Source organism: Limnohabitans sp., from assembly GCF_044361645.1.
Taxonomy (GTDB): Bacteria; Pseudomonadota; Gammaproteobacteria; order Burkholderiales; family Burkholderiaceae_C; genus Limnohabitans_A.
On sequence record NZ_JBIKIL010000037.1, the window covers coordinates 1 to 20,568 of the forward strand.

Annotated in this window: 20 protein-coding genes; 14 read left to right on the forward strand and 6 right to left on the reverse strand. The window is 62.0% G+C overall.

Annotation, left to right across the window (positions count from 1 at the left end; all coding sequences use genetic code 11):
* The 14 genes from ACIQ39_RS07665 to ACIQ39_RS07730 all read left to right on the forward strand — a co-directional run.
* A partial coding sequence (locus ACIQ39_RS07665; protein WP_396434022.1) for a hypothetical protein occupies positions 1-261 on the forward strand: 261 nt, incomplete at its 5' end.
* 274 nt (positions 262-535) lie between these two features.
* The gene (gene flgB / locus ACIQ39_RS07670; RefSeq protein WP_396434023.1) at positions 536-925 is read left to right on the forward strand and encodes a flagellar basal body rod protein FlgB; all 390 of its coding nucleotides are present in this window, start codon (positions 536-538) and stop codon (positions 923-925) included.
* A gap of 3 nt (positions 926-928) precedes the next feature.
* The gene (gene flgC / locus ACIQ39_RS07675) at positions 929-1,354 is read left to right on the forward strand and encodes a flagellar basal body rod protein FlgC (protein WP_396434024.1); all 426 of its coding nucleotides are present in this window, start codon (positions 929-931) and stop codon (positions 1,352-1,354) included.
* A 14-nt stretch (positions 1,355-1,368) separates the two neighbouring features.
* Entirely contained in the window at positions 1,369-2,058 is a 690-nt protein-coding gene (locus ACIQ39_RS07680) for a flagellar hook assembly protein FlgD (protein ID WP_396434025.1), read from the forward strand.
* 61 nt (positions 2,059-2,119) lie between these two features.
* Positions 2,120-4,525 (forward strand): flagellar hook-basal body complex protein, encoded by a 2,406-nt coding sequence (locus ACIQ39_RS07685; RefSeq protein WP_396434026.1) that lies wholly within the window; start codon positions 2,120-2,122, stop codon positions 4,523-4,525.
* A gap of 53 nt (positions 4,526-4,578) precedes the next feature.
* Entirely contained in the window at positions 4,579-5,340 is a 762-nt protein-coding gene (locus ACIQ39_RS07690) for a flagellar basal body rod protein FlgF (RefSeq protein WP_396434027.1), read from the forward strand.
* Between the two features lie 19 nt (positions 5,341-5,359).
* Positions 5,360-6,145, forward strand: coding sequence for a flagellar basal-body rod protein FlgG (gene flgG, locus ACIQ39_RS07695; protein WP_396434028.1), 786 nt, complete (start codon positions 5,360-5,362; stop codon positions 6,143-6,145).
* Between the two features lie 7 nt (positions 6,146-6,152).
* A complete protein-coding gene (locus ACIQ39_RS07700; RefSeq protein ID WP_396434029.1) occupies positions 6,153-6,941 on the forward strand; it encodes a flagellar basal body L-ring protein FlgH in 789 nt (262 codons plus the stop codon).
* A gap of 47 nt (positions 6,942-6,988) precedes the next feature.
* Positions 6,989-8,113: a flagellar basal body P-ring protein FlgI gene (locus ACIQ39_RS07705; RefSeq protein ID WP_396434030.1), complete on the forward strand. Its 1,125-nt coding sequence runs from the start codon at positions 6,989-6,991 to the stop codon at positions 8,111-8,113.
* 24 nt (positions 8,114-8,137) lie between these two features.
* Entirely contained in the window at positions 8,138-8,602 is a 465-nt protein-coding gene (locus ACIQ39_RS07710; RefSeq protein WP_396434031.1) for a rod-binding protein, read from the forward strand.
* Positions 8,599-11,103, forward strand: a complete 2,505-nt coding sequence (flgK, locus tag ACIQ39_RS07715) for a flagellar hook-associated protein FlgK (protein WP_396434032.1) — start codon at positions 8,599-8,601, stop codon at positions 11,101-11,103. The genes ACIQ39_RS07710 and flgK overlap by 4 nt, the downstream gene beginning before the upstream one ends.
* Positions 11,104-11,115: 12 nt before the next feature.
* Positions 11,116-12,030 carry a flagellar hook-associated protein FlgL gene (gene flgL / locus ACIQ39_RS07720; protein ID WP_396434033.1) on the forward strand — a complete coding sequence of 305 codons (915 nt, stop codon included), beginning with the start codon at positions 11,116-11,118 and terminating at the stop codon, positions 12,028-12,030.
* Between the two features lie 97 nt (positions 12,031-12,127).
* Positions 12,128-13,546, forward strand: coding sequence for a flagellar filament capping protein FliD (gene fliD, locus ACIQ39_RS07725; protein WP_396434034.1), 1,419 nt, complete (start codon positions 12,128-12,130; stop codon positions 13,544-13,546).
* Between the two features lie 67 nt (positions 13,547-13,613).
* Positions 13,614-15,092: a potassium/proton antiporter gene (locus ACIQ39_RS07730; protein WP_396434035.1), complete on the forward strand. Its 1,479-nt coding sequence runs from the start codon at positions 13,614-13,616 to the stop codon at positions 15,090-15,092.
* A gap of 29 nt (positions 15,093-15,121) precedes the next feature.
* Here ACIQ39_RS07730 and ACIQ39_RS07735 read toward each other — a convergent pair whose 3' ends face one another.
* The 6 genes from ACIQ39_RS07735 to chlG all read right to left on the reverse strand — a co-directional run bounded on the left by ACIQ39_RS07735 (position 15,122) and on the right by chlG (position 20,561).
* On the reverse strand, positions 15,122-16,084 hold the full coding sequence (locus ACIQ39_RS07735; RefSeq protein ID WP_396434036.1) for an alpha/beta fold hydrolase: 963 nt from the start codon (positions 16,082-16,084) through the stop codon (positions 15,122-15,124).
* 28 nt (positions 16,085-16,112) lie between these two features.
* Positions 16,113-16,298 carry a hypothetical protein gene (locus tag ACIQ39_RS07740; protein ID WP_396434037.1) on the reverse strand — a complete coding sequence of 62 codons (186 nt, stop codon included), beginning with the start codon at positions 16,296-16,298 and terminating at the stop codon, positions 16,113-16,115.
* A 175-nt stretch (positions 16,299-16,473) separates the two neighbouring features.
* Positions 16,474-17,031 (reverse strand): TspO/MBR family protein, encoded by a 558-nt coding sequence (locus ACIQ39_RS07745; protein WP_396434038.1) that lies wholly within the window; start codon positions 17,029-17,031, stop codon positions 16,474-16,476.
* A 7-nt stretch (positions 17,032-17,038) separates the two neighbouring features.
* Complete coding sequence (locus ACIQ39_RS07750; RefSeq protein ID WP_396434039.1) at positions 17,039-18,247, reverse strand: geranylgeranyl diphosphate reductase; 1,209 nt, start codon at positions 18,245-18,247, stop codon at positions 17,039-17,041.
* The gene (locus ACIQ39_RS07755; RefSeq protein WP_396434040.1) at positions 18,244-19,629 is read right to left on the reverse strand and encodes a BCD family MFS transporter; all 1,386 of its coding nucleotides are present in this window, start codon (positions 19,627-19,629) and stop codon (positions 18,244-18,246) included. The genes ACIQ39_RS07750 and ACIQ39_RS07755 overlap by 4 nt, the downstream gene beginning before the upstream one ends.
* The gene (chlG, locus tag ACIQ39_RS07760; protein WP_396434041.1) at positions 19,626-20,561 is read right to left on the reverse strand and encodes a chlorophyll synthase ChlG; all 936 of its coding nucleotides are present in this window, start codon (positions 20,559-20,561) and stop codon (positions 19,626-19,628) included. The genes ACIQ39_RS07755 and chlG overlap by 4 nt, the downstream gene beginning before the upstream one ends.
* Positions 20,562-20,568 lie beyond the last annotated feature (7 nt).

The window sequence follows — 20,568 nt, forward strand, 5'->3', positions numbered from 1 at the left end:
GTCATCGCGAGGCACGAAGCGATCCATGCATTTGTGCGCCTTCCGCCCAAGGTGACAAGAGATGGATGGCCACGCTGCGCTCGCCATGACGGTGGACTGGGTGATGCCATCGCAGTGACAGTCACCACCAAAACCGTCATCGCGAGGCACGAAGCGATCCATGCATTTGTGCGCCTTCCGCCCAAGGTGACAAAAGATGGATGGCCACGCTGCGCTCGCCATGACGGCGGGGAATGGATGGCCACGCTGCGCTCGCCATGACGGGGGGAATGGATGGCCGCGCTGCGTTCGCCATGACGAGGGGGGCCGGTTCAGCAGCGCAGGGCAAGCCATGCGGCAAGCCCTTGCCGCATGGCCCAAGCCCTGACGGCAAATTGCCGCTGCCACCGGCAAGGGTCAGCTGGGCGAGCGCCAAAGGTTTCAAAACGCATTGGCACAGGTCTTGCATGCCTCGACAGCAAGCGGCTCAACTTGAGCACCCTTCGTCAAAAGATTGACGGACTGTGAACATCGAACCCACGACCCAGGAGTCCAGATGAATTTGTTAAACCAAGCACTCGGCGTGCACGAGCAGGCCTTGCAAGTCAAAAGCCGTCGCCTAGAGGTGTTGGCACAAAACATTGCCAACGCGGACACCCCGCACTACAAAGCGCGCGACATCGACTTCAAGGCCGTGATGAGCGAAACACAGCAACAAAGTACCGCCATGCACACCACCAGCAGTGGCCACTTTGCCATGGGCCAGGGCTTGGACGCCGATGGCATGCGCTTTCGCACACCTTTCAACACCTCGTTTGACGGCAACACCGTGGAGATGAGCGTGGAACAAGCGCAATACGGCAAAGCCGCCGCCGATTACCAAGCCACGCTGAGCTTTTTAGAAAACCGCGTGAGCGGCGTGCGAAAAGCCTTGAGGGGAGACTAAAGCATGGCCATGGACAATATTTTTGGCATTGCGGGCTCAGCGCTCAACGCGCAGCTCACCCGCATGAACGCCACGGCCTCGAACCTGGCCAACGCGGGCACGGTGTCCACCAACGAACAAGACGCCTTTCGCGCCAAGCGCCCGGTTTTCAAGGCCTTGGTCGATGCCCAGATGACGCACCAGGGCGCGCCCTATGTGGGTGGTGTCAAGGTCGATCGAATGGCCGACGATTCGGTGCCACCGCGCCGCGTCTCAGACCCGCGCAACCCCTTGGCCAACGAAGACGGTTATGTCTACCAATCGAACGTGAGCGAAGTCACCGAGATGGTTGAAATGATGGCCGCTGCACGCTCTTACCAAAACAACGTCGAGGTGATCAACACGGCGCGTCAACTCATGATGCGCACGCTGGACATCACCAAGGCCTGACCCGAAAGCACCCTATGGCCACCGACTCCATCAGTTCATCGAGCTTGCTGCAAAACGTCTCGCGCTACGAAGACGTGAAAGATGCCGCCAAAAAAACCAACGAGGACATGGGCAAACAGGATTTCCTGACCTTGTTCACCGCCCAACTGCAAAACCAAAACCCGCTGGAGCCCGTCAAAAACGAGGCTTTTGTGGCGCAGCTGGCGCAGTTCTCGCAGCTCGAAGCGCTGACCAATATGCAGGGCTCGCTCGACACCTTTGTCACCGCCATGTCGGGCGAACGCATGCTCAACAGCGCCTCGCTGATTGGCAAAAAAGTGGCCACCGTGGACACCCCCACCCAACTCGCATCGGGTGACAGCATGGACGCCAGCATCGACTTGCCCATGGGTGCCAGTGGCGTGCAGCTGAGCGTCTTCGACAGCCAGGGCCGTTTGGTGCAAGCGCTGAGCGCTGGCCCGCAAATGCCTGGCACCGCCCCCATCACCTGGAACGGCAAAGACGCGGCCAACAACCCTGTGCCCTCGGGTCTTTACCGCCTGAGCGCCAGCGCCGTGGTGAATGGCCAAACCACCAACGTACCGGTCAGCACTTTGTCTACCGTGCGGGCCATTGCCACCAACCCCGCAGACGGCAGCGTCAGCGTCGAACTCGACGGCGGCAAAACCATGCTGCTGACCGACGTCAAGCGCGTGGGCATCTGAGCCCTGCTGAAGCGTCAAGCCCAACACCCCCAAACCTCAAGTTCCTCAGGAGCCCCCCAGCATGTCGTTCTACACCTCGCTCACCGGCCTGAACTCGGCCACCGCCCAGTTGGCCGTCACCTCCAACAACATCGCCAACGTCGGCACCTCGGGCTTCAAGCGCTCACGCGCAGACTTTGGGGACATTTTCTCGACATCGCCCTTGCAAAAGTCATCCAGCAACATCGGCCAGGGCGTCTCACTCAAGCAAGTGAGTCAAGAATTCAGCCAGGGCAACATCTCCACCTCGGGCAACTCGCTCGACTTGGCCATCACAGGCGACGGTTTCTTTCCGCTCAAAACGCCCGACGGCCTGCAAGACATCTACACCCGCAACGGTTCCTTCACCCTGAACGACCAAAACAACGTGGTCAACTCCACCGGGCAACGCCTGCTGGCCGCCTCGGTGGACTCGTCCGGCAAGGCCGACTTGGAGCGTTTGGCGCCCCTGGTGATTCCGCCCAAGACCTCGGGCGAAGCCAAAGAAACGACCAAGATCCAGTTGGGCCTGAACTTGCCCGCAGATTCGCCCGTGATCCTGGCCGACTTTGACCGCAGCAACCCCATCACCTACAACAAGAGCACCGCCCTGACCGTGTACGACAGCGGCGGCAACGGTTACTTGGCCACCGTCTACTACACCAAGACCCAAAACGCCAGCCCAGGCAGCCCTTTTTCGAAATGGCAGACCGAGTTTTTTGTGGGTGACACCCAAGTCAAGCCCGCTTTGCAGCAAGCCTCCAACAACACCGGCTCCGAACTGTTCGTCAACAAGTACGGTGACATCCGCCCCAAGTCCGACCCCTCGGTCACCCCGCCCAGCGGCACGGTGGCCATGTACACCTTGGACCAACTGACCGATGTGCGCAACTCCACACCGGCTCCGGCAGTGGGCGATGCCATCAACTCCAATTTTTTTGACATCGCCTCGGGCTTTTACAAAACCAGCCCTGACGCCACCGCCACCGATTTCAAAGTCGACAACCCCCTGTCCTTCTGGCTCTCGGTGGACGACTCCCCGCTGACCCGCATCAACTACAGCTTGACCTCAGCCGACAAAGACCCGGCCACCTTGGCGCGAAATTTACAAATTTCAATCAACAACGTGATGGGCAACTTAGACGACTCGCCAGACAACCCATCAACACCCGAAAACGACCCCAAGGTCAATTCGCGTTATGGCATCACCGTGAATTTCAACCCCGATTCGGGCCGCTTCTCATTCAACTCGGGCACCACCGGCGATGCCTCCAACATCCGCCTGGAAACCACCCCCGTCGGCACCGCGGCATTGGCCACCGATGCCGAGATCCTGGCCAGCAACTTGTTGGGTGTGACGCCCGACGCTTCGGGTCTGGGCCTGTTGGAAACGCCCAGCGCGTTGGACGAGGCGCAGCGCGGCAAACCCAGCTTTCCAGCCGTGTTGTCCAGCGAATCACTCACCATCAACACTGCGGGCAACATCTCGGTGGTCGAGGCGAACAACGACTTCACGGTGTCGGTGGACGGCATCACCGCCCGCATCAGCATCGACACCGGCAGCTACTCCATGGAGACGCTGGCCGCCAAGTTGAAGGAAAAGATCAACGACATCGAGGACCCGGTGACACGGCGCGAAATCGCAGGCGTTGAGGTGAAATGGGACAGCAAGGCCAAGCAGTTGATTTTCTCAACCGGCACCACCGGCGACGCTGCATCGCTGCAGGTCACAGGCCACCCCGACTGGGGTTTGGCCAACACCGAAATGCGCTTTGGACAAACCACGCAGTGGATCAAATTGGCCCAATACGCCGACAACGGTGCCTTGCAGTACGTGCGCAACGGCAGGCAGACCGAAGACATCTCGGACCTGAACACCAAAAACGACTGGTGGCCGGTGTTCTTGGACCGCGGCGAGCTGACCTTTGACCTGACCGGCAAACCCGTCTCGCCCATCAAACCCATGGCTTTTGAAACCGCCTTCTTGGCCGGCGGCAAGGGCGCGCTGACCATGTCGATCGACTTCACCCAGTCCACCCAATACTCCAGCTCCTTTGCCGTGCTGTCGCAAGCGCAAGACGGCGCGCCCGAAGGCGAGTTGATGGGCCTGGACATTGGCGTGGACGGTCTGGTCAACGCCACCTACTCCAACGGCTCGCAAAATTCGCTGGGTAAGATCGTGCTGGCCAACTTCTCCAGCCCCTCTGGCCTGCGCCAAGTGGGTGACGCCAGTTACCTGGCCTCGGCCACTTCGGGAGTGGCCAAAGTGGGCGAGGCCGGTTCGGCCGGTTTCGGCTCGATCCGCGCCGGTGCCACCGAGCGTGCCAACGTGGACTTGACGCAAGAGCTGGTGGACTTGATCACCGCACAGCGTAACTTCCAGGCCAACGCCAAGGCGATTGAGACCAGCTCCACCATGACCAGCGCCATCATCAACATCCGTTCTTGATGTCCTGACACCGAGCCACTGACCCAAACAACTGACACCCCGAAAACAGCACCATGGACCGCCTCGTCTTCACCTCCAACGCCACCATCAAAGAGCAGGCCACTGGACGCCAGGTGCTGGTCAACGACCTGGCCAACGTGTCCACCGTGGGCTTCAAAAGCAGTTACGACGTGGCTTTGCAGTCCATCAAAGTCGAGGGTGCTGGTTTTGACACCCGCTACCAAGCCCAAAGCTTGGCCCGAGACTTGGTGCGCATGGACCCGGGCCCCGTCATGGCCACAGGTCGCCCGATGGACGTGGCCATGGCCGAGCGGGCCGTGCTCACGGTGCAGGCCCCCAACGGGGACACCGCTTTCACCCGCCGAGGTGACCTGAAAGTCAACATCCAGGGCCAGCTCGAAAACGGCTCAGGCCATTTGGTGCTGGGCGAAGACGGCCCGATCGCCATTCCACCGGGATTGTTGGTCAGCATCAACCCCGATGGCAGCATTTACGCCCGCGACCCGGCCCAGGTCGGGCCTGCGCCCGATGTGCTGCTGGGCCAGCTTCGGCTGCGCGATGCCTCCAGCGTTGTTCTGGCACGCCGCGAAGACGGTTTGTTCAGGGTGTCGGAAAAACCAAATGGCACAGACATTGCTTTAGGAGAAACACTGCCCAAAGTGATTCCTCAGGCCCTGGAGGGGAGCAACGTCAGTGCCGTGGAGGCCATGACCCGCTTGATTGACCACTCGCGCAGTTTCGAAATGCAAATTCGCGTCATCAAGGAAATGAAAGGGCTCGACGAGTCCGGCGCTTCCATGATGAAAGCCGCTTAACCCCTGACAGGAGCACCCCATGGATGCCTCAATGTGGATTGCCAAGACCGGCCTGGATGCGCAGCAAACGCGCATGTCGGTCATCTCGAACAACCTGGCCAACGTCAACACGACGGGCTTCAAGCGCGACCGCGCCAGCTTCGAGGACATGCTCTACCAAAACCTGCGCCAACCCGGTGCCCAAATTGGGGCCGATGCGCAAGCACCCACGGGCCTGATGCTGGGCACCGGTGTGCGCATCGTGGCCACCGAAAAAACCCACACCCAAGGCAGCTTGGTGACCACCAAAAACGCCTTGGACCTGGCGGTGCAAGGCGAGGGCTTTTTCCAAATCGCCCAAGCCGATGGCACCATCGCTTACAGCCGCGACGGGGGTTTCAAGCTCTCGGCGACCGGGCAATTGGTCACCTCCAATGGCGCAGCGCTGCAGCCGGCCATCACCATCCCGCCCAACGTGGCGAGCATCTCGATTGGCCAAGACGGCACCGTCTCGGTCGAGACCGCAGGCGGCGGCGGCGCCCAGGTGCTGGGCCAGATTCAAATCGCCCGCTTTGCCAACCCGGCTGGCCTGCAAGCCATTGGTCAAAATTTATTGAAAGAAACCGGTGCCAGTGGTGCCGCCATCGTGGGCCAAGCGGGCCAAGGCGGCGCGGGCCAACTGATGCAGGGTGCCCTGGAGGCCTCGAACGTCAACGTGGTCGAAGAAATGGTCAACATGATCGAGACGCAACGCGCCTATGAAATCAACTCCAAAGCCATCTCTGCCGTGGACGGCATGCTGCGCTTCTTGAACAACAACATGTGAGCGCCCCATGACACACGCCCATCTTGTCCGCTCCACCCCTGTCGGCGCGAGCCCTGTCCGCTTGACTTTGGTCACCCGCGCCTTGGCCCCCGCTTTGCTGGCCTTGGGCTTGGCAGGCTGCGCCAGCGCACCCGCGCCCATGGCCCATTCGCCCGCGTTCGCGCCGGTCATGCCGGTGCTGACCGAAAAGCCCCGCATGGCCACAGGGGCCATCTACAACGGCCGCCAAAGCGACAATTTTTTTGGCCGCAGCCGCAACTACCGTGTGGGCGATGTGATCACCGTGTTGCTCGATGAGTCCACCCAAGCCGGTCGCAAACAAACCGGCGAGGTCACGCGGAACGCCAAAAACGACGTCATCCCCTCGGTTGCCAACGCACCCAATGGCCTGAATGCCCGGGTGCAAGGCGCCAGCCTGCCCAACAAAATCTTGGGCACACGCCTGCGCGGCATCATGGGGGGTGTGGACCTGAGCAGAGCCAACATCGAAAGCAATGGTGGTGGTGAAGCCACCCAAAATGCCAGCTTGGAGGGCGATGTGTCGGTGACCGTGACCGAGGTGCTGGCCAACGGCAACCTGATGGTGCGCGGCGAAAAGCAACTGGCCTTGACCGAAGGCACTGAAATCATCCAGGTCAGCGGCATCATCCGACCCGACGACGTCTCGCCCAACAACACCGTGCTGTCGCGCCGCCTGGCCAATGCCCAGATTGCCTACCGTGGCACCGGCGAACTGGCCAACGCCGCCAAAGCCGGCTGGGGCACCCGCGCCTTGCTCTCTCTGTGGCCGTTCTGAGCCCGCACAGCCAAATCAGCCCAAGACCTCTTAGCCAAAGACCCGCCATGAAAACCACCTTGATTGCCCTGATGCTGCTGCTTGGTTTGAACGCCAGCGCTTGGGCCGACCGCGTGAAAGACCTGGCCAGCGTGGCGGCAGGTCGCACCAACCAGCTCATCGGTTACGGTTTGGTGGTGGGCTTGCAAGGCTCGGGCGATGGTGCCGATGTGTCCTTCACTGCGCAAAGCATGAAGTCCATGCTCAGCCGCATGGGCGTGAGCCTAGAGGGCCCTTTGTCGGACTTCGAAAAAGACCAAGGCTCTGGCTCCATCGACATCAAAAACGTCGCCGCTGTGATGATCACGGCCGAGCTGCCCGCCTTTGCCAAACCGGGTCAAAAAATCGACATCAACGTCTCGGCCATCGGCAAAGCCACCAGTTTGCGCGGCGGCAATTTGCTGTTGACCAGCCTGCGCGGTGTGGACGGCGAGGTCTACGGCCTGGCCCAAGGGGCGCTGACGGTCACCGGCATTGACACCAGCGCTGCGGGCTCCAAGGTCAGCATTGGCGTGCCCACATCGGGCCGCATTCCCAACGGTGCCACCGTCGAGCGCATGGTCGACACCCCATTTGAGAGCTCAGACCACGTGGTCATGAACGTGCGCGAGTCGGACTTCACCACCACCACCGCCATCGTCAACGCGGTCAACAAAAGTTTTGGCGAAGGCACTGCCCGCGCCCTTGATGGCATGTCCTTTGCCGTGCGCGCACCCACCGACATGTCGCAGCGCGTGGCCTTCATGAGCTTGGTCGAAAACCTCGATGTGGTGCCCGGCGAACCCCCGGCCCGCGTGGTGGTCAACTCGCGCACCGGCACGGTGGTGATCAGCCGCAACGTGCGGGTCAGTGCCTCGGCCGTCTCGCACGGCACCATCTCGGTGGCCATCGCCGCCACCAACGAGGTGTCGCAGCCCAACGCCTTTGCACAAGGCCAAACTGTGGGCGTGCAAAACGCCGAGATCGCAGTGACCGAGCCCAACAAACCCATGTTTTTGTTCCAGCCAGGCGTTGATTTGCGCCAAGTGGTGGACGCGGTCAACCAAGTCGGGGCCACGCCCTCAGCCTTGATCGCCATCCTTGAAGCCTTGAAAAGCACCGGCAGCTTGCGCGCCGAGCTGATCATCATCTGACCCACACCAACGTCTCAAAAAGCCATGAGCGACATCACCCCCGCCGGTTCCTACCTGGACTTCAACGCCTTGGCGCAGTTGAAGGGCGATGCCGCGCGCGACCCGAGCAAAGCGGTGCGCAAGACCGCCGAACAGTTTGAGGCCTACTTCATCCAGCAAATGATGAAGACCATGCGCGACTCGGTGGAGAAAAGCGACTTGGTCGACACCGGCAGCACCGAGATGTACCAAGACCTGATGGACAAAGAAGTCTCCCTGAGCATGGCCCAACGCGGCGGCATGGGTTTGGCCGACATGCTGGAGCGCCAAATGAACCAGTCGCAGGCCCTGAGCACACAAGACGCGCTGCGCCAACGCCAAGCCATGGGTCCGAGCGCTCCCGCCCTGCCCCTGAACCCGGTGCGAGAGCCCATGGCGATGCAGCCAGCAGCCGCCGAGGCCTACCGCTTAGAGCGCCCCAACGGTTTCAAACTGGTCAATAAGCCATGAGTGACTTGCTCAGCATCGGCAGCTCGGGCGTCACCGCCTACCAGCGGGCGCTGGCCACGGTGTCCAACAACATTGCCAACGTCAACACCGATGGTTACACCCGGCAAGACGTCTCGCTGGCGTCCAACCAACCACGCCAACTCGGGGGCAGCTACCTGGGCACGGGAGCCCGCTTTGATGCGGTGCAGCGCCAATACGACGCCTTTGTCGAGTCCAACCTGCGCAACAGCAACAGCGATCTGCAAAGTCAAAAGCCCTTGCTGTCTTACGTGAACCGCCTGATCGACGTGATGGGCGACGAGAGCATTGGCCTGACCACGGCCATGAACCGCTTTTTTGAATCGGCCCGCGACCTGTCCAGCGACCCCGCCTCGGTGGTCTCGCGCAGCATTTTTCTGCGCGACGCCGATGGCTTGGCCGCCCGTTTTCGGCAATTGGCGGGTCAGTTCGAGATCATGGACAACGAGACCCGGCAGTCGGTAGAAACCGATGTGGGCCAAGTCAATGCCCTGACCAGCCAATTGGCCTTGATGAACAAACAACTGGCCAAACACACCTCGGCCGACCGCCAGCCCTCAGAGCTGCTCGACCAACGCGACCTGTTGCTGCGCGACCTGTCGGGCTTGGTGGCCATCAAGACCCGCTTTGAGCCCAATGGTGCGGTCACCGTGAGCGTGGGCGACACCCTGGACCAAGGCATCTTGGTCAGCAAAGCCACGGCGCGTGCAATCAGCGTGTCCGAGTCGGCGATAGAGCCGGGCAAACTCGAGTTCACGCTCGACGCCTACGGCACCCCCGAGACCATGAGCAGCATCAGCAGCGGCAAAATCGGCGGGGTGATGAATTTTCGCGAGCAAGTGCTCAGCCCAGCGGCTTACGCCATGAACGATTTGGCCAGCACACTGGTCACGCAAATCAACCAAGTGCACCGCGACGGGCTGGACGCCGAGGGCCAACTCGGTGGCGATTTGTTTGGCTTTGTGCCCGCCCCCAGTGGCAAAGCCGCCGGCATGACCTTGCTGGTGCAAGACGCCAACCGCATCGCTGCGGCCGGACAGTTTCGCGTGATCGATAACCCGCTCAACAGCGGCACCGCGCAAGCCCGCATCGCTTACAGCGCCGAACGCTTTGAAGGGCCCAGCCACTTGCGCGGCGATTTGGCCCAGGCCAAGGCCCCGCAAATTGCCTCGATCGAAGTCAACATCGAAGCCAGCCAAGGCGTGGCCTCCTTGGGCTTGGTGCCCATTGGCATGCAAAACCTCTCGCTCACGCTGCACGCGCCGGGCCCGGGGCAAAGCCTGCAAGTGCTCTCGCGCGATGGCCGCCACCTGCTGGGCAGCCCGCTCAGCGCATCGCAGCAAACCCTGCTGCTCAAAACCGCCAACGGCATGGAAGAAGGTGCCCGCTACAGCGCAACTCAAATCAACGGCGTGAGCCCCAACACCTATCTGAGCATGGACGTGTTTTTGGGTGCCATGGCCGAAGTCGGTCTGGAGCAACAATTTGACTCGACTTCGGGCAAAGCTTTGGCCCCCCTGAAAACCACGGCCACGCTCACAGGCCAGACCTTTGTCGGCTCAGCGGACGGCTTGGCCGAAGGGGCGCTGACCCTGAACGGCCAAAACCTGCCCGCCTTGGCAGGCCCTTTGACACTGAGCTCAGTGGTGAACTGGCTGAACACCGCCACCGCTTTGGAGCCGGCCAGCAGCCGCATCACCGCCAGCGCTGTGGACGGCAAATTGGTGCTCAGCCGTCCGGCGGGTAACACCACCGACGACATCCGACTGGGCAAGGGCACGGGCACACCCGCCGATTTGCTGCGTTTGGGCTTTGACACCACGCTGCGCATTCGGGGCCAAGCGGCAGACGATTTGCTGCTGTTTGTGACCGACAACGCACTGAGCCCGGGCGACGCGGCCAGCAAGGTGCAGCTCACCGCCCAGTTTGCCGACATCCAAGGCGACATGAAACAAAGCTTGCGGGCCTCGGCTTTGCAGGTCAAATTCACCAGCGACCAGGACTACCAGATCATCGACACCCGCTCGCTGACCGTGTTGGCCGAACGCAGCCTGATCCCCGACCCCTTGTCGGCCACGCCCAGCTTGAGCTACCGGGGCCTGAAGCTGGCTTTTTCCACCGCCCCCAAAGCGGGCGACCAATTCACCATCGACGGCAACCGCGACGGCATTGGCAACAACGAGACCATGCTGCGCTTGGTGGCACTGGAAGACCAGCGACTCATGCCCGGCGGGCTGACCATCACCGAGGCCTACATCGAGCGCGTGAACCAAGTGGGCAACGTCGCCCGCCAAGCGGCCATTGCCGATCAAGCGCTGCAGGTGGTGTACCGCCAAGCCCAAGAATCGCGCGACAGCATTTCGGGCGTGAGTTTGGACGAAGAGGCCTCGGCCTTGGTGCGCTTTCAACAGGCCTACCAAGCCAACGCCAAAGTCATGCAAACCGCCATGGCTTTGTTCGATGCCATTTTGCAAGTGCGCTGAAAGGCCTGACGCATGAAAATCTCCACCTCGTTCTTGTTTGACCGCGCCACCGAGCGCATGAGCACCATCCAAAACAAGCTGGCCACCACACAAGCGCAAATGGCCGTAGGCAAACAAATTTTGTCGCCCAGCGCAGCGCCCGACCAAGCCGCCGCCATCCAACGCCTCAAGGGCGAGGTGCAGCGCCAAGAAAGCCACATGCGCACGCTGGATGTGGCCATGCGCCGCTACACCGCCGAGGAAACCGCGCTTTCTGCCTCCAACGACTTGTTGGTTCGCATGAAAGAGCTGGGCATCCAAGCCGCCAACGACACCTTGGCCCCCGATGACCGCAAAGCCATCGGGGTCGAAATGAAGGCCTTGCGCGATCAATTGCTGAGCCTGGGCAACACCCGCGACGACAGTGGCAACTTTTTATTTTCGGGCACCCGGGTCAACACCCCGGCCTTTGCCGAAGACGCCAATGGCAAGGTGGTCTACCAAGGTGACCAGACGCAAACCCGCATTCCGGCTGGGGTCGAGCGCACGGTGCAATTCACCCGCGCAGGCACCGATGTGTTCAGCCGTGTGGTGCGTGAAGACGGCCAAGCGGTGGGCTTTTTTGACGCGCTGGACCAGATGATCGACGGCATCAACAGCAGCCGCTCAGGCAAGGTTCAGCAAGGCATTGCCGACATCTCCCAAATGCACAACAGCTTGACCTTGTCGCAAGCGCAAAACGGCTCGGACCAAACGGTGGTGCAGTCGCAACTTGATGTGTTGCAAGAAACCACACTGCGCATCCAATCGACCTTGTCCGAAATCGAAGACTTGGACTACGCCGAAGCCGTGACCCGCATGAACAAAGAAATGATGGGCCTGGAAGCGGCCATGGGCAGCTTTGCCAAGATTTCAGGCCTGAGTCTTTTTGACTACATCCGGGGCTGAACGCACGCCAAGCCCGCAGGCTTGACTCAAGTGTTCGCGCCTCGCGCCGATACCCTTGACAAGTCCACTTGCACCCACACAACGAAACACCGTCCACATGTCCACCAGCAGCATTGTCAACACCCTCGGGGCCGGCTCCGGCATCGACGTGAAAAGCTTGGCACAAAGCCTGGTGGATGCCGAAAAAACGCCCAAAAAAGAGCGCATCGAAGCCAAGATTGCCAAGTCCGAAGCCAAGATCACCGGCTACAGCGCCGTCAAATACGCCCTGTCCGAGCTGAAAAATGCCTTTGGCAAGCTCAACGACGCCAGCGACTTCAGCTCGATCAAACCCGCCAACACCCAGCCCGCCGCCTTTGGCATCAGCGCCAGCACCTCTGCAGAAGCGGGCAGCTACAGCATCGAGGTGCTGCAAACAGCGCTGGCGCAGCGCACGGCCAGTGCCAGCTTCGCAGACCGAGCCACCCCTTTGAACGGTGGATCAGCTTTCAAGCTCAACCTGAGCGTGGGCGGCGTGAGCAAAGGCGACATCAACGTCACCACCGCCACCCCAGCTGGCATGGTCAGCGCCATCAATGGGGCCAAGCTGGGCGTGACGGCACAACTCATCAACACCGGCAACGGCTTCAACGTGGTTGTGACGGGTGAAACAGGCGAGGCGCAAAATTTCAGCCTGAGCAGCGACGACGGCACGGCCATTGATCCTCTGCCCAAAGTACCGGTGTCCGGCGTGAGCTTTCCAACCACCCTGCAGTCCGCCACCGATGCCAGCATCAAGGTCAACGGTCTTACGGTCACCCGAAACAGCAACACCATCAACGATGTCATCGACGGCGTGACGCTCGACCTGTACACCAACACCACAGGCGCGGCCCGCATCGACTTGAACCGCGACAGCACGGGCATCAAAGACAACATACGCGGCCTGGTCACGGCTTACAACGATTTTGAAGAAACCCTCAAAATCTTGGGTGACCGCGCCAGCGAAGTGGAAGAATTTGGCGGCGTGTTGGCGGGCGACAATCTGCTGCAAAGCGTGCGCAACCAAGTGCGCGGCATGGTCACCAACAACTCGTCCACGCCCGGCACCACGATCAAGGCCGCGCGCGACGTGGGCCTGAGCATCGACCGCTTTGGCAAACTCACCTTGGACGAAAGCAAACTCGACACCGCCTTGCAAAACAACTTTGGCGAAGTCTCCACCATGTTCAGCGCGGGCACCAACAACCAAAGCATTTACAGCCCTGCCCCAGCCGGTCTGGCAGGTGGGGCGGTCAACAGCATCGAAAAAATGCTGCTCTCCACAGGCCTGATCGACACCCAGAGCAAGACTGCCACCGCGCAGATTGTCAAATTCAAAGCCGAGATGACGGTGCTCGAAGAGCGCATGGAAAAACTCATGACCCGCTACATGAACCAATTCAGCGTCATGGAGAGCATTGTGGGCAGCAGCAACAGCATGCGCGAGGGCCTCAAAGGCAGCTTTGAAGCCATGATGAAGTCCTACGGCGGTTAAAACGCCAGCGCGTTTGGCCCGCTGAGCGCTGGGGCCATTGGCTTGGGTCCTGTGGTATTTTCGAGGCATGGTTTTATCGCTCGATTTTCTCTCCTTGCCCCTGTTGGCAGCCGCAGCGCTGGTTTTTATCAGCGTGCTGGCCGGCGTGTTTTCAGCCCGCATCGGGTTTTCTTTTCTGTTGATTTTTTTGGTCACGGGCATTTTGGCCGGGGTGGATGGCCCGGGTGGGCTGGTCTTTGACGATTTCCGTTTGAGCTTTTGGGTGGGCAACGTGGCCTTGGCCGTGATCTTGCTGGACGGCGGATTGCGCACCCAAATGCGCACTTTCCGCACCGGCTTGCGGCCGTCACTTTTGCTGGCCACGCTGGGCGTGGTGATCTGCACGGGCATCACGGGTGCGGCGGCTTATTTGCTGCTGGATTTGTCCTGGCCCTTGGCCTTGCTGGTGGGCGCCATTGTCGGCTCGACCGATGCGGCTGCGGTGTTTTCCCTGCTCAAGTCCTCCGGCGTGCAACTCAATGAACGTGTGGCCGCCACGCTGGAGATCGAGTCGGGCATGAACGACCCGATGGCCGTGTACCTGACGCTCACCTTCATTGCCATCGCCCTGGCCGCAGCAGGCCCCGGCCACGCGTTACTGGGGTTGCCGGATGTACTGCTGTCGCTGCTGCGGCAATTGGGCTGGGGCAGCGTGCTGGGCCTGGGCTGTGGCTGGGCACTGGCCGAGTTGCTCAAACGCCTGGGCCGAGGCGAGGACGGCGGCGGCGGCATCCGCGCTTTGCTGATTGTGTCGGGCGGCCTCACGGTGTTTGCCTTCACCACCTGGTGGGGTGGCTCGGGTTTTTTAGCGGTTTACTTGATGGGCGTGGTCATCGGCAATCGGGCGCGCCGTCAGGTGCGCGCCTCGCTGTCGGCCATGGACGGCTATGCCTGGCTGTCGCAAGCGGGCATGTTCTTGTTGCTGGGTCTGCTGGTCACGCCCAGCGAATTGATGCGCAGCTTGTGGCCTGCCCTGGGCGTATCGCTGGTCCTCATGTTTGTGGCGCGCCCGCTGTCGGTCTGGCTGTGCCTCAAGCCCTTGCACTTTTCCGGGCGCGAGATCGCTTTCATCTCCTGGGTGGGTCTGCGCGGCGCGGTGCCGATTGTGCTGGCCGTTTTCCCGGTCATGGCCGGGGTGCAAGGGGCCAGCATTTACTTCAATGTGGCCTTCATCGTGGTGCTGACCTCGCTGGTGCTGCAAGGCTCGACGATTGCCTGGAGCGCGCGACGCCTGAACATGGTGCTGCCCGACCCGGACGACACCGAACACGCCCGCCTGGTGTTTGGCGACTTCGTGCTGGCGGCCACCACCCCCATGGTCGAGTTGTGCCTGTTTTACGGCCTGAATTTGCCCTGCGAAGCCAGCAAAAGCGTGGGCCAATGGCTGGCCGAAAGCTTGCATCGCCCCCCGGTAGAAGGTGACATGGTGCACCTGGGCCAAGCCGAAATCAGCGTTCGCGCCACCCAAGGCAACCGCATCACCCAGGTCGGCATCCGCATCACCTGAGGCGCTTGCAAAGCGGCCCTGTCGGCGTTTCAGCGCAAAAAATCGGCCACCGCGTTCAAGGACAGCCCAGCCGCTTCTTCCTGCGGCAAATGCCCCACCTGTGGCCACGACACCAGACGGCTGCCCGGTATGGCCTGCAGGTAGTCGCGTGCGTTGCTGAAAGGGATCATGCCGTCGGCCTCCCCCCAAAGCAGCAAGGTGGGGGCTTTGATTTGGCGCAGCAAAGGTTCGGGCTCTTGCAGCACGGTTTGCGCCAGACGGTCGAGCATGGCTTGGCGTGCACCGGGGGCCAGCAGCAGATCGTGGTAACGCGTGGTGACGGCATCGGTGAGGGACTCGGGTCGCGCATAGGCCGCTTGCAGGTTCATGCGCAGCAAGGTCTTGGGCAGCACATGGCGCAGCAGGCTCAAGGTCGCGGGCACCTCCATGGCCTTGCCGTACTCAAAGCCGAAGCTGGCAAAGCCATCTGGGGCCACCAGCACCAGTTTGTCGATGCGCTCGGGGAACTGGGAAGCCAAAGTCCAGGCGATGCGCCCGCCCATGGAGTGGCCCACCAAGCTGGCGCGCGGCAGGCCCAAGTCGTCCAGCAAGTGCAGCAACATCTGCACACTGCGTGCGTCGGTGTAATTGCGCTCCGGGTCGGGCGGGCTCAGGCCGCTGCCGGGCAGGTCGATGCGCACCACCCTGTGCGTGGCGGCCAAACCCTCGGCCCAGCCGTCCCAGGTCTGCAAACTCGCGCCAAAGCCGTGCAGCAAAACCACCGCCGGGGCATCCGATGAGGCACCCGATGAGGCATCAGACCGCGCACCTGACGCGGCACCAGGCGGTCCGCTGTCGCGCACATGCAAGTGCCACGGCCCCACTTGGCGCAGGTCAGCCGGGGCCGCCAAATAGCGCGCCTCCAAAGTGGCGCGCGGCACATCGGGAGTCCACAGCCACCAGGACAACAAGGTCAAAACAGTCAGCGTCAACATCAGCCACAGCCTGTTCATGCGGCGCAAGCCGCGCGTGAAAACCGTGTCACGGCGCAATGGCGAACATCAGCAGCAAGACCATCTGCAGGCCGTAGACCATCATCAGGCCCAGTTTGTAGGCGTCGCGCAGCGTATCGGACAGGCGCTGCACCTTGCGGTCCAGCCACCAACAGGCCGCGCCGCACAGACCGGTCATCAGCAAGAAAATCGTGGCCATGAGAGAAAGAGGCATGGGCGGGCTCCTGGAGTGGATGAAGTTGAGCGTTGGCGTTGAGCGTTGAGCGTTGAGCGTTGGGCGTTGGGCGTTGGGCGTTGGGCGTTGGGCGTTGGGCGTTGGGCGTTGGCGTGCAAAGCCGAGCGTTATTGGGGTATTTGGGTGTTATCGCAGAACACTCAACGCTGAACACTCAACGCAAAACACCCGTCCCGGATGGCGCAGCAAAAGGCCCGTTGAGCATCACAGTTTGCAGGTTCAGCACGGCGGCGATGCTGACCCAGACCCAGTAGCTGATGAGCAGCAAACTGGCCCAGCGCGACAAACGCCACAGACCCAAGATCAGCGCCAAGACGGACAGCCACAAAAACACCACCTCCAACAGCGCCCAGTCCGGGCGCTGCAGCTTGAAATACAGCGCACTCCACACGATGTTGAGCACGGCATTCACACCAAACAGCAGCAGCACACGGCGGCGCAAGGCTGGCGTGTTCGCCGCCTGCCAGGCCAGCCAGCCGCTGATGGCACACAGCGTGAAGATGGTGCTCCAAATCACACCAAAAGCGGCATCCGGTGGCTTCCAAGGTGGGTGCTTGAGCGCAAAGTACCATGGCCCCAGCTCGGTCAGGGCCGCGCCAATGCCTGCCGTGGCGAAGCTGAGCACAAAGGCCACAAGCAGGGCGCGCACAGACGCATGGCGCATGCGCCCCAGGCTGGCCATCAGCAGGCCGCGTTCTGGATGCGGGTTCACGCAGGCCTCATGTGCGTGCCAGCCCCAACAGGTGCGCCATGTCCTTCAAGAAGATGCGCACGTGCGCCATCGGGTCCTTGCGCGCCAACTCTTTGTTCATGTAGGACTCAAAGGTCAGGCGCTGCACGTCGCGGTCTTCGCAGATCTTGACGAACTTTTCCCGGCGTTTGTCGTTTTGGTACCAGAAGTACTGCATCACGCCCAAAATCCAGAACACCTTACCGTGCTGCTTCATGAAGCTTTTGCGGCCTTGCTTCAGGCAAGCGCTGTTGCCGGTTTTGAGGGCCAGGTGCGCCGCTTGGGAGACGCGCCGGGCGCAGTCCATGGCGTAGTAAATGCCCTCGCCCGACGATGGGGCGACCACGCCTGCGGCGTCGCCAATCACCACCACATCGCGGCCGTTGTCCCATTGGGGCAGCGGTTTGAGCGGGATGGGTGCGCCTTCGCGGCGCAAAGTGGGGGCATGGGTCAGGCCAGCAATCTCGCGCAAGCGCGCCGTGGCACTGCGCAGCGAGTAACCCTTGTCGGCGCTGCCCATGCCCACGCTCATGGTTTTGCCGTGCGGAAACACCCAGCCATAAAAGTCGGGCGAGACCTCGCCTTGGTAGTACACGTCGCAGCGCGCCGCGTCGTAACCGGGCTGACCCACCGGCGCAGCAATGATCTCGTGGTACGCGAACACGTATTTGGTTTTGTGCGCGTTGGGAATGGCCTGGCGCGCGACTTCTGAGCGCGCGCCGTCGGCCCCCACCACCATGCGGGTGGACACCTTGACGGGCTGGGCGTGCTCAGCAGCCGCATGCTCTTTGGCCGTGACCGGGGTGTAGTGCACCCACAGCTGGCCGCTGTCGTCGTGCTGCAGCTTGTCAAAAATCGCCTGGCAGCGCACCGCGCCCGACTGGGCTGCACGTTCGCGCAAATACTCGTCGAACTCGTCGCGGTCCACCATGCCCACATAACCGTTGTCAATCGGGATGTCGACCTTGTTGTCGGCCGGTGAGATCATGCGTGCGCAACGCACCTTGGCCACCAGCAGGTGGTCGGGAATGTCAAAGTCCTTGATCAGGCGCGGCGGTATCGCCCCGCCGCAGGGTTTGGTGCGGCCTTGACGGTCCAACAACAAAACACGCCAGCCTTGGCGCACCAGGTCGTGTGCCGCGGTGGCGCCCGAAGGCCCTCCGCCCACCACCACAAAGTCGTAATCGGTTTGGTTCATGAGCTTGACCCACCTTTGAGCAATACGGGACCATCAAAAAGCAAGGGCTGCCGTTGCACAGGCCCGCCGCGCAGGCGCACCGCCACCGCAGCCGAAACCGCAAACATGAGCGCTTGCATGCCAAACACGGCTGCATAGGCCGTGCCTTGTTCCCCCAACAGGGCGTGGGCCAAGTCGCTGGCGGCAGTGCCCAGCAAACCACCCAAGCCAAAGGCCGCCGCTTGCGCCGCGCCCCACAAACCCATGCGCGTGCCTTCGCGGCCCTTACCGCTGCCGCCCTTGCCCTCGCCGGCCAGGCGCATCATGGTGGCGATGGCCGCGATGGAAAACGCGCCATTGGCCACGCCCAAAAACACCACATTGGCCTTGAGCGGCCAAACGGCCGACAAGGCCGAGCTGACCAAGCCCACGGTGGCCAGCGCCGAGACCAGGCAGCCGCCCACCATCCAGGCCTGCACCGAGCCCAGGCGCCCAGCCACCCAGCGCGAGCCCGCACCGGCGACCGCCAGCATGCCGATCAACACCCCCGTGTGGTGCCAGCCCGACAACTGCGTGGTCTGCCCCGGCGTGAAGCCATGCACCGCGCCTGCAAAGGGCTCCAAAATCAAATCTTGCGCGCTGTAGGCCAGCATGGACATGAACACGAACACGGTGAAGGTGCGCGCCGCAGGCTCGGCCCACACTTCTTGGAAGGCTTCTTTGAAATTTTGTTTTTGCAAGCGCGCTTTGGTCAGCTTGTCTGAGTACAACTGCTCTGCGGCGGCGTCCATGGGCGTTTCTAAACCCCACAAACACAGGGCTGTGATGATCGCGGTGACCACACTCAAACCCACTGAGACCTGAAGCAGCACCTGTGGGCTGTAGGGGTCGATCAACTTGCCCACCACACCGGCTGTGACGGCAAAGCCCACGATCATCATCAGCCACACGGTGGTGGCAGCCGGAGCGCGGCGCTCGTCGGGCACGCGCTTGGCCATCAGGGTCAACAGCGACGTGCCGCAGGCACTGACGCCCAGGCCAATCAAACTGAAGGAGAACCAGGCCAACAATGCCCCGTAAAGCGGCTCGGCGGCCATCCACACCGTGGCGGCTGCGGCCATCACGCCGCCCAGGCCCAACACCAGCATGCCGCCCATCATCCAAGGCGTGCTGCGGCGGCCCTTGTCGGCGCCAAAACCCATGCGCGGGCGCACCATTTGCACCGCGTAATGCCAGGCCACCAAAAAGCCCGGCAACAAGGCGGGCAGCGCCAACTCGACCACCATGATGCGGTTGAGCGTGGACGTGGTCACCACCACCACCGCCCCCAAACAGGCCTGGATCAAACCCAAGCGGACGATTTGGGGCCAGCCAAACAGGCCTGAATTCGAGGCCGTGCTCATGCCACCCCCACCGACAGTTGAAGCGGGCTGAGCTGGCGCAAGCCCCAAGCGCTGACCATCATGCCGCTGACGAACAGCGGCACGCCAAAGGCCGACACATGCAAAGCACGCGCTACCGGTTGGCGCAAAAATTTGAGCATCAAGGGCCCTTGCAGCACAGCCAAAGCCAACACGGCTGCAGCGTGCCATGGCAGCTGCCAGTAGGCCAACAACCAAGCCACCAGCAGCTGTGGCACCCCCATGAACAAGCAAGCCATGCGCGCCGCACCGTGTGCGCCCAGCTGCACCGGCAGCGAAGCCACGCCCATGCGGCGGTCGCCCTCGATGGCCTTGAAATCGTTGAGCGTCATGATGCCGTGCGCCCCCACGCTGTACAGCAGGGCCAGGGCCACCGAATGCGGGCCGGGCCAAGCCCCGCCGAGCATCACCGCCGTGCCGGTCAGCCAAGCCAAACCTTCGTAACTGAGCGCACAGGCCGAGTTGCCCCACCAGCCGTTGTTTTTCAGGCGCACGGGTGGTGCGCTGTAGGCCCACGACAAGGCAATGGCCAAGGCACAGGCCGCAAAGCCCCAAGGCCCCATGAGCGTGGCCCAGACCAGCGACAGCACGGTCCAGGCAATCGCAATGCCCAAACCCCAGCGCCCAGGCATGCGGCCTGAGGGGATGGGGCGCTTGGGTTCGTTGATGGCATCCACATGCCGGTCAAACCAGTCGTTCACCGCCTGGCTGCTGGCGCACACCAGGGGGCCGGTCAGCACCAGACCCAAGAGCAGCAAAACCCAGTTCGCGCCGATGTCTTGGCCCGAGGCCACCACACCGCAGGCAAAGGCCCACATGGGCGGGAACCAGGTGATCGGTTTGAGGAGTTCAGCCACCGTGCCCAGCTTGGGCCGGGTCAAGGGGGGCGTGAGGGCGAGGGGCGGACAGTCCATGGCCCCA

Bases quoted from the DNA above. Each gene is read 5' to 3' on its own strand.
- flgB (WP_396434023.1), top strand. From the start codon at position 536: ATGAATTTGTTAAACCAAGCACTCGGCGTGCACGAGCAGGCCTTGCAA.
- flgC (WP_396434024.1), top strand. From the start codon at position 929: ATGGCCATGGACAATATTTTTGGCATTGCGGGCTCAGCGCTCAACGCG.
- ACIQ39_RS07680 (WP_396434025.1), top strand. From the start codon at position 1,369: ATGGCCACCGACTCCATCAGTTCATCGAGCTTGCTGCAAAACGTCTCG.
- ACIQ39_RS07685 (WP_396434026.1), top strand. From the start codon at position 2,120: ATGTCGTTCTACACCTCGCTCACCGGCCTGAACTCGGCCACCGCCCAG.
- ACIQ39_RS07690 (WP_396434027.1), top strand. From the start codon at position 4,579: ATGGACCGCCTCGTCTTCACCTCCAACGCCACCATCAAAGAGCAGGCC.
- flgG (WP_396434028.1), top strand. From the start codon at position 5,360: ATGGATGCCTCAATGTGGATTGCCAAGACCGGCCTGGATGCGCAGCAA.
- ACIQ39_RS07700 (WP_396434029.1), top strand. From the start codon at position 6,153: ATGACACACGCCCATCTTGTCCGCTCCACCCCTGTCGGCGCGAGCCCT.
- ACIQ39_RS07705 (WP_396434030.1), top strand. From the start codon at position 6,989: ATGAAAACCACCTTGATTGCCCTGATGCTGCTGCTTGGTTTGAACGCC.
- ACIQ39_RS07710 (WP_396434031.1), top strand. From the start codon at position 8,138: ATGAGCGACATCACCCCCGCCGGTTCCTACCTGGACTTCAACGCCTTG.
- flgK (WP_396434032.1), top strand. From the start codon at position 8,599: ATGAGTGACTTGCTCAGCATCGGCAGCTCGGGCGTCACCGCCTACCAG.
- flgL (WP_396434033.1), top strand. From the start codon at position 11,116: ATGAAAATCTCCACCTCGTTCTTGTTTGACCGCGCCACCGAGCGCATG.
- fliD (WP_396434034.1), top strand. From the start codon at position 12,128: ATGTCCACCAGCAGCATTGTCAACACCCTCGGGGCCGGCTCCGGCATC.
- ACIQ39_RS07730 (WP_396434035.1), top strand. From the start codon at position 13,614: ATGGTTTTATCGCTCGATTTTCTCTCCTTGCCCCTGTTGGCAGCCGCA.
- ACIQ39_RS07735 (WP_396434036.1), bottom strand. From the start codon at position 16,084: ATGAACAGGCTGTGGCTGATGTTGACGCTGACTGTTTTGACCTTGTTG.
- ACIQ39_RS07740 (WP_396434037.1), bottom strand. From the start codon at position 16,298: ATGCCTCTTTCTCTCATGGCCACGATTTTCTTGCTGATGACCGGTCTG.
- ACIQ39_RS07750 (WP_396434039.1), bottom strand. From the start codon at position 18,247: ATGAACCAAACCGATTACGACTTTGTGGTGGTGGGCGGAGGGCCTTCG.
- ACIQ39_RS07755 (WP_396434040.1), bottom strand. From the start codon at position 19,629: ATGAGCACGGCCTCGAATTCAGGCCTGTTTGGCTGGCCCCAAATCGTC.
- chlG (WP_396434041.1), bottom strand. From the start codon at position 20,561: ATGGACTGTCCGCCCCTCGCCCTCACGCCCCCCTTGACCCGGCCCAAG.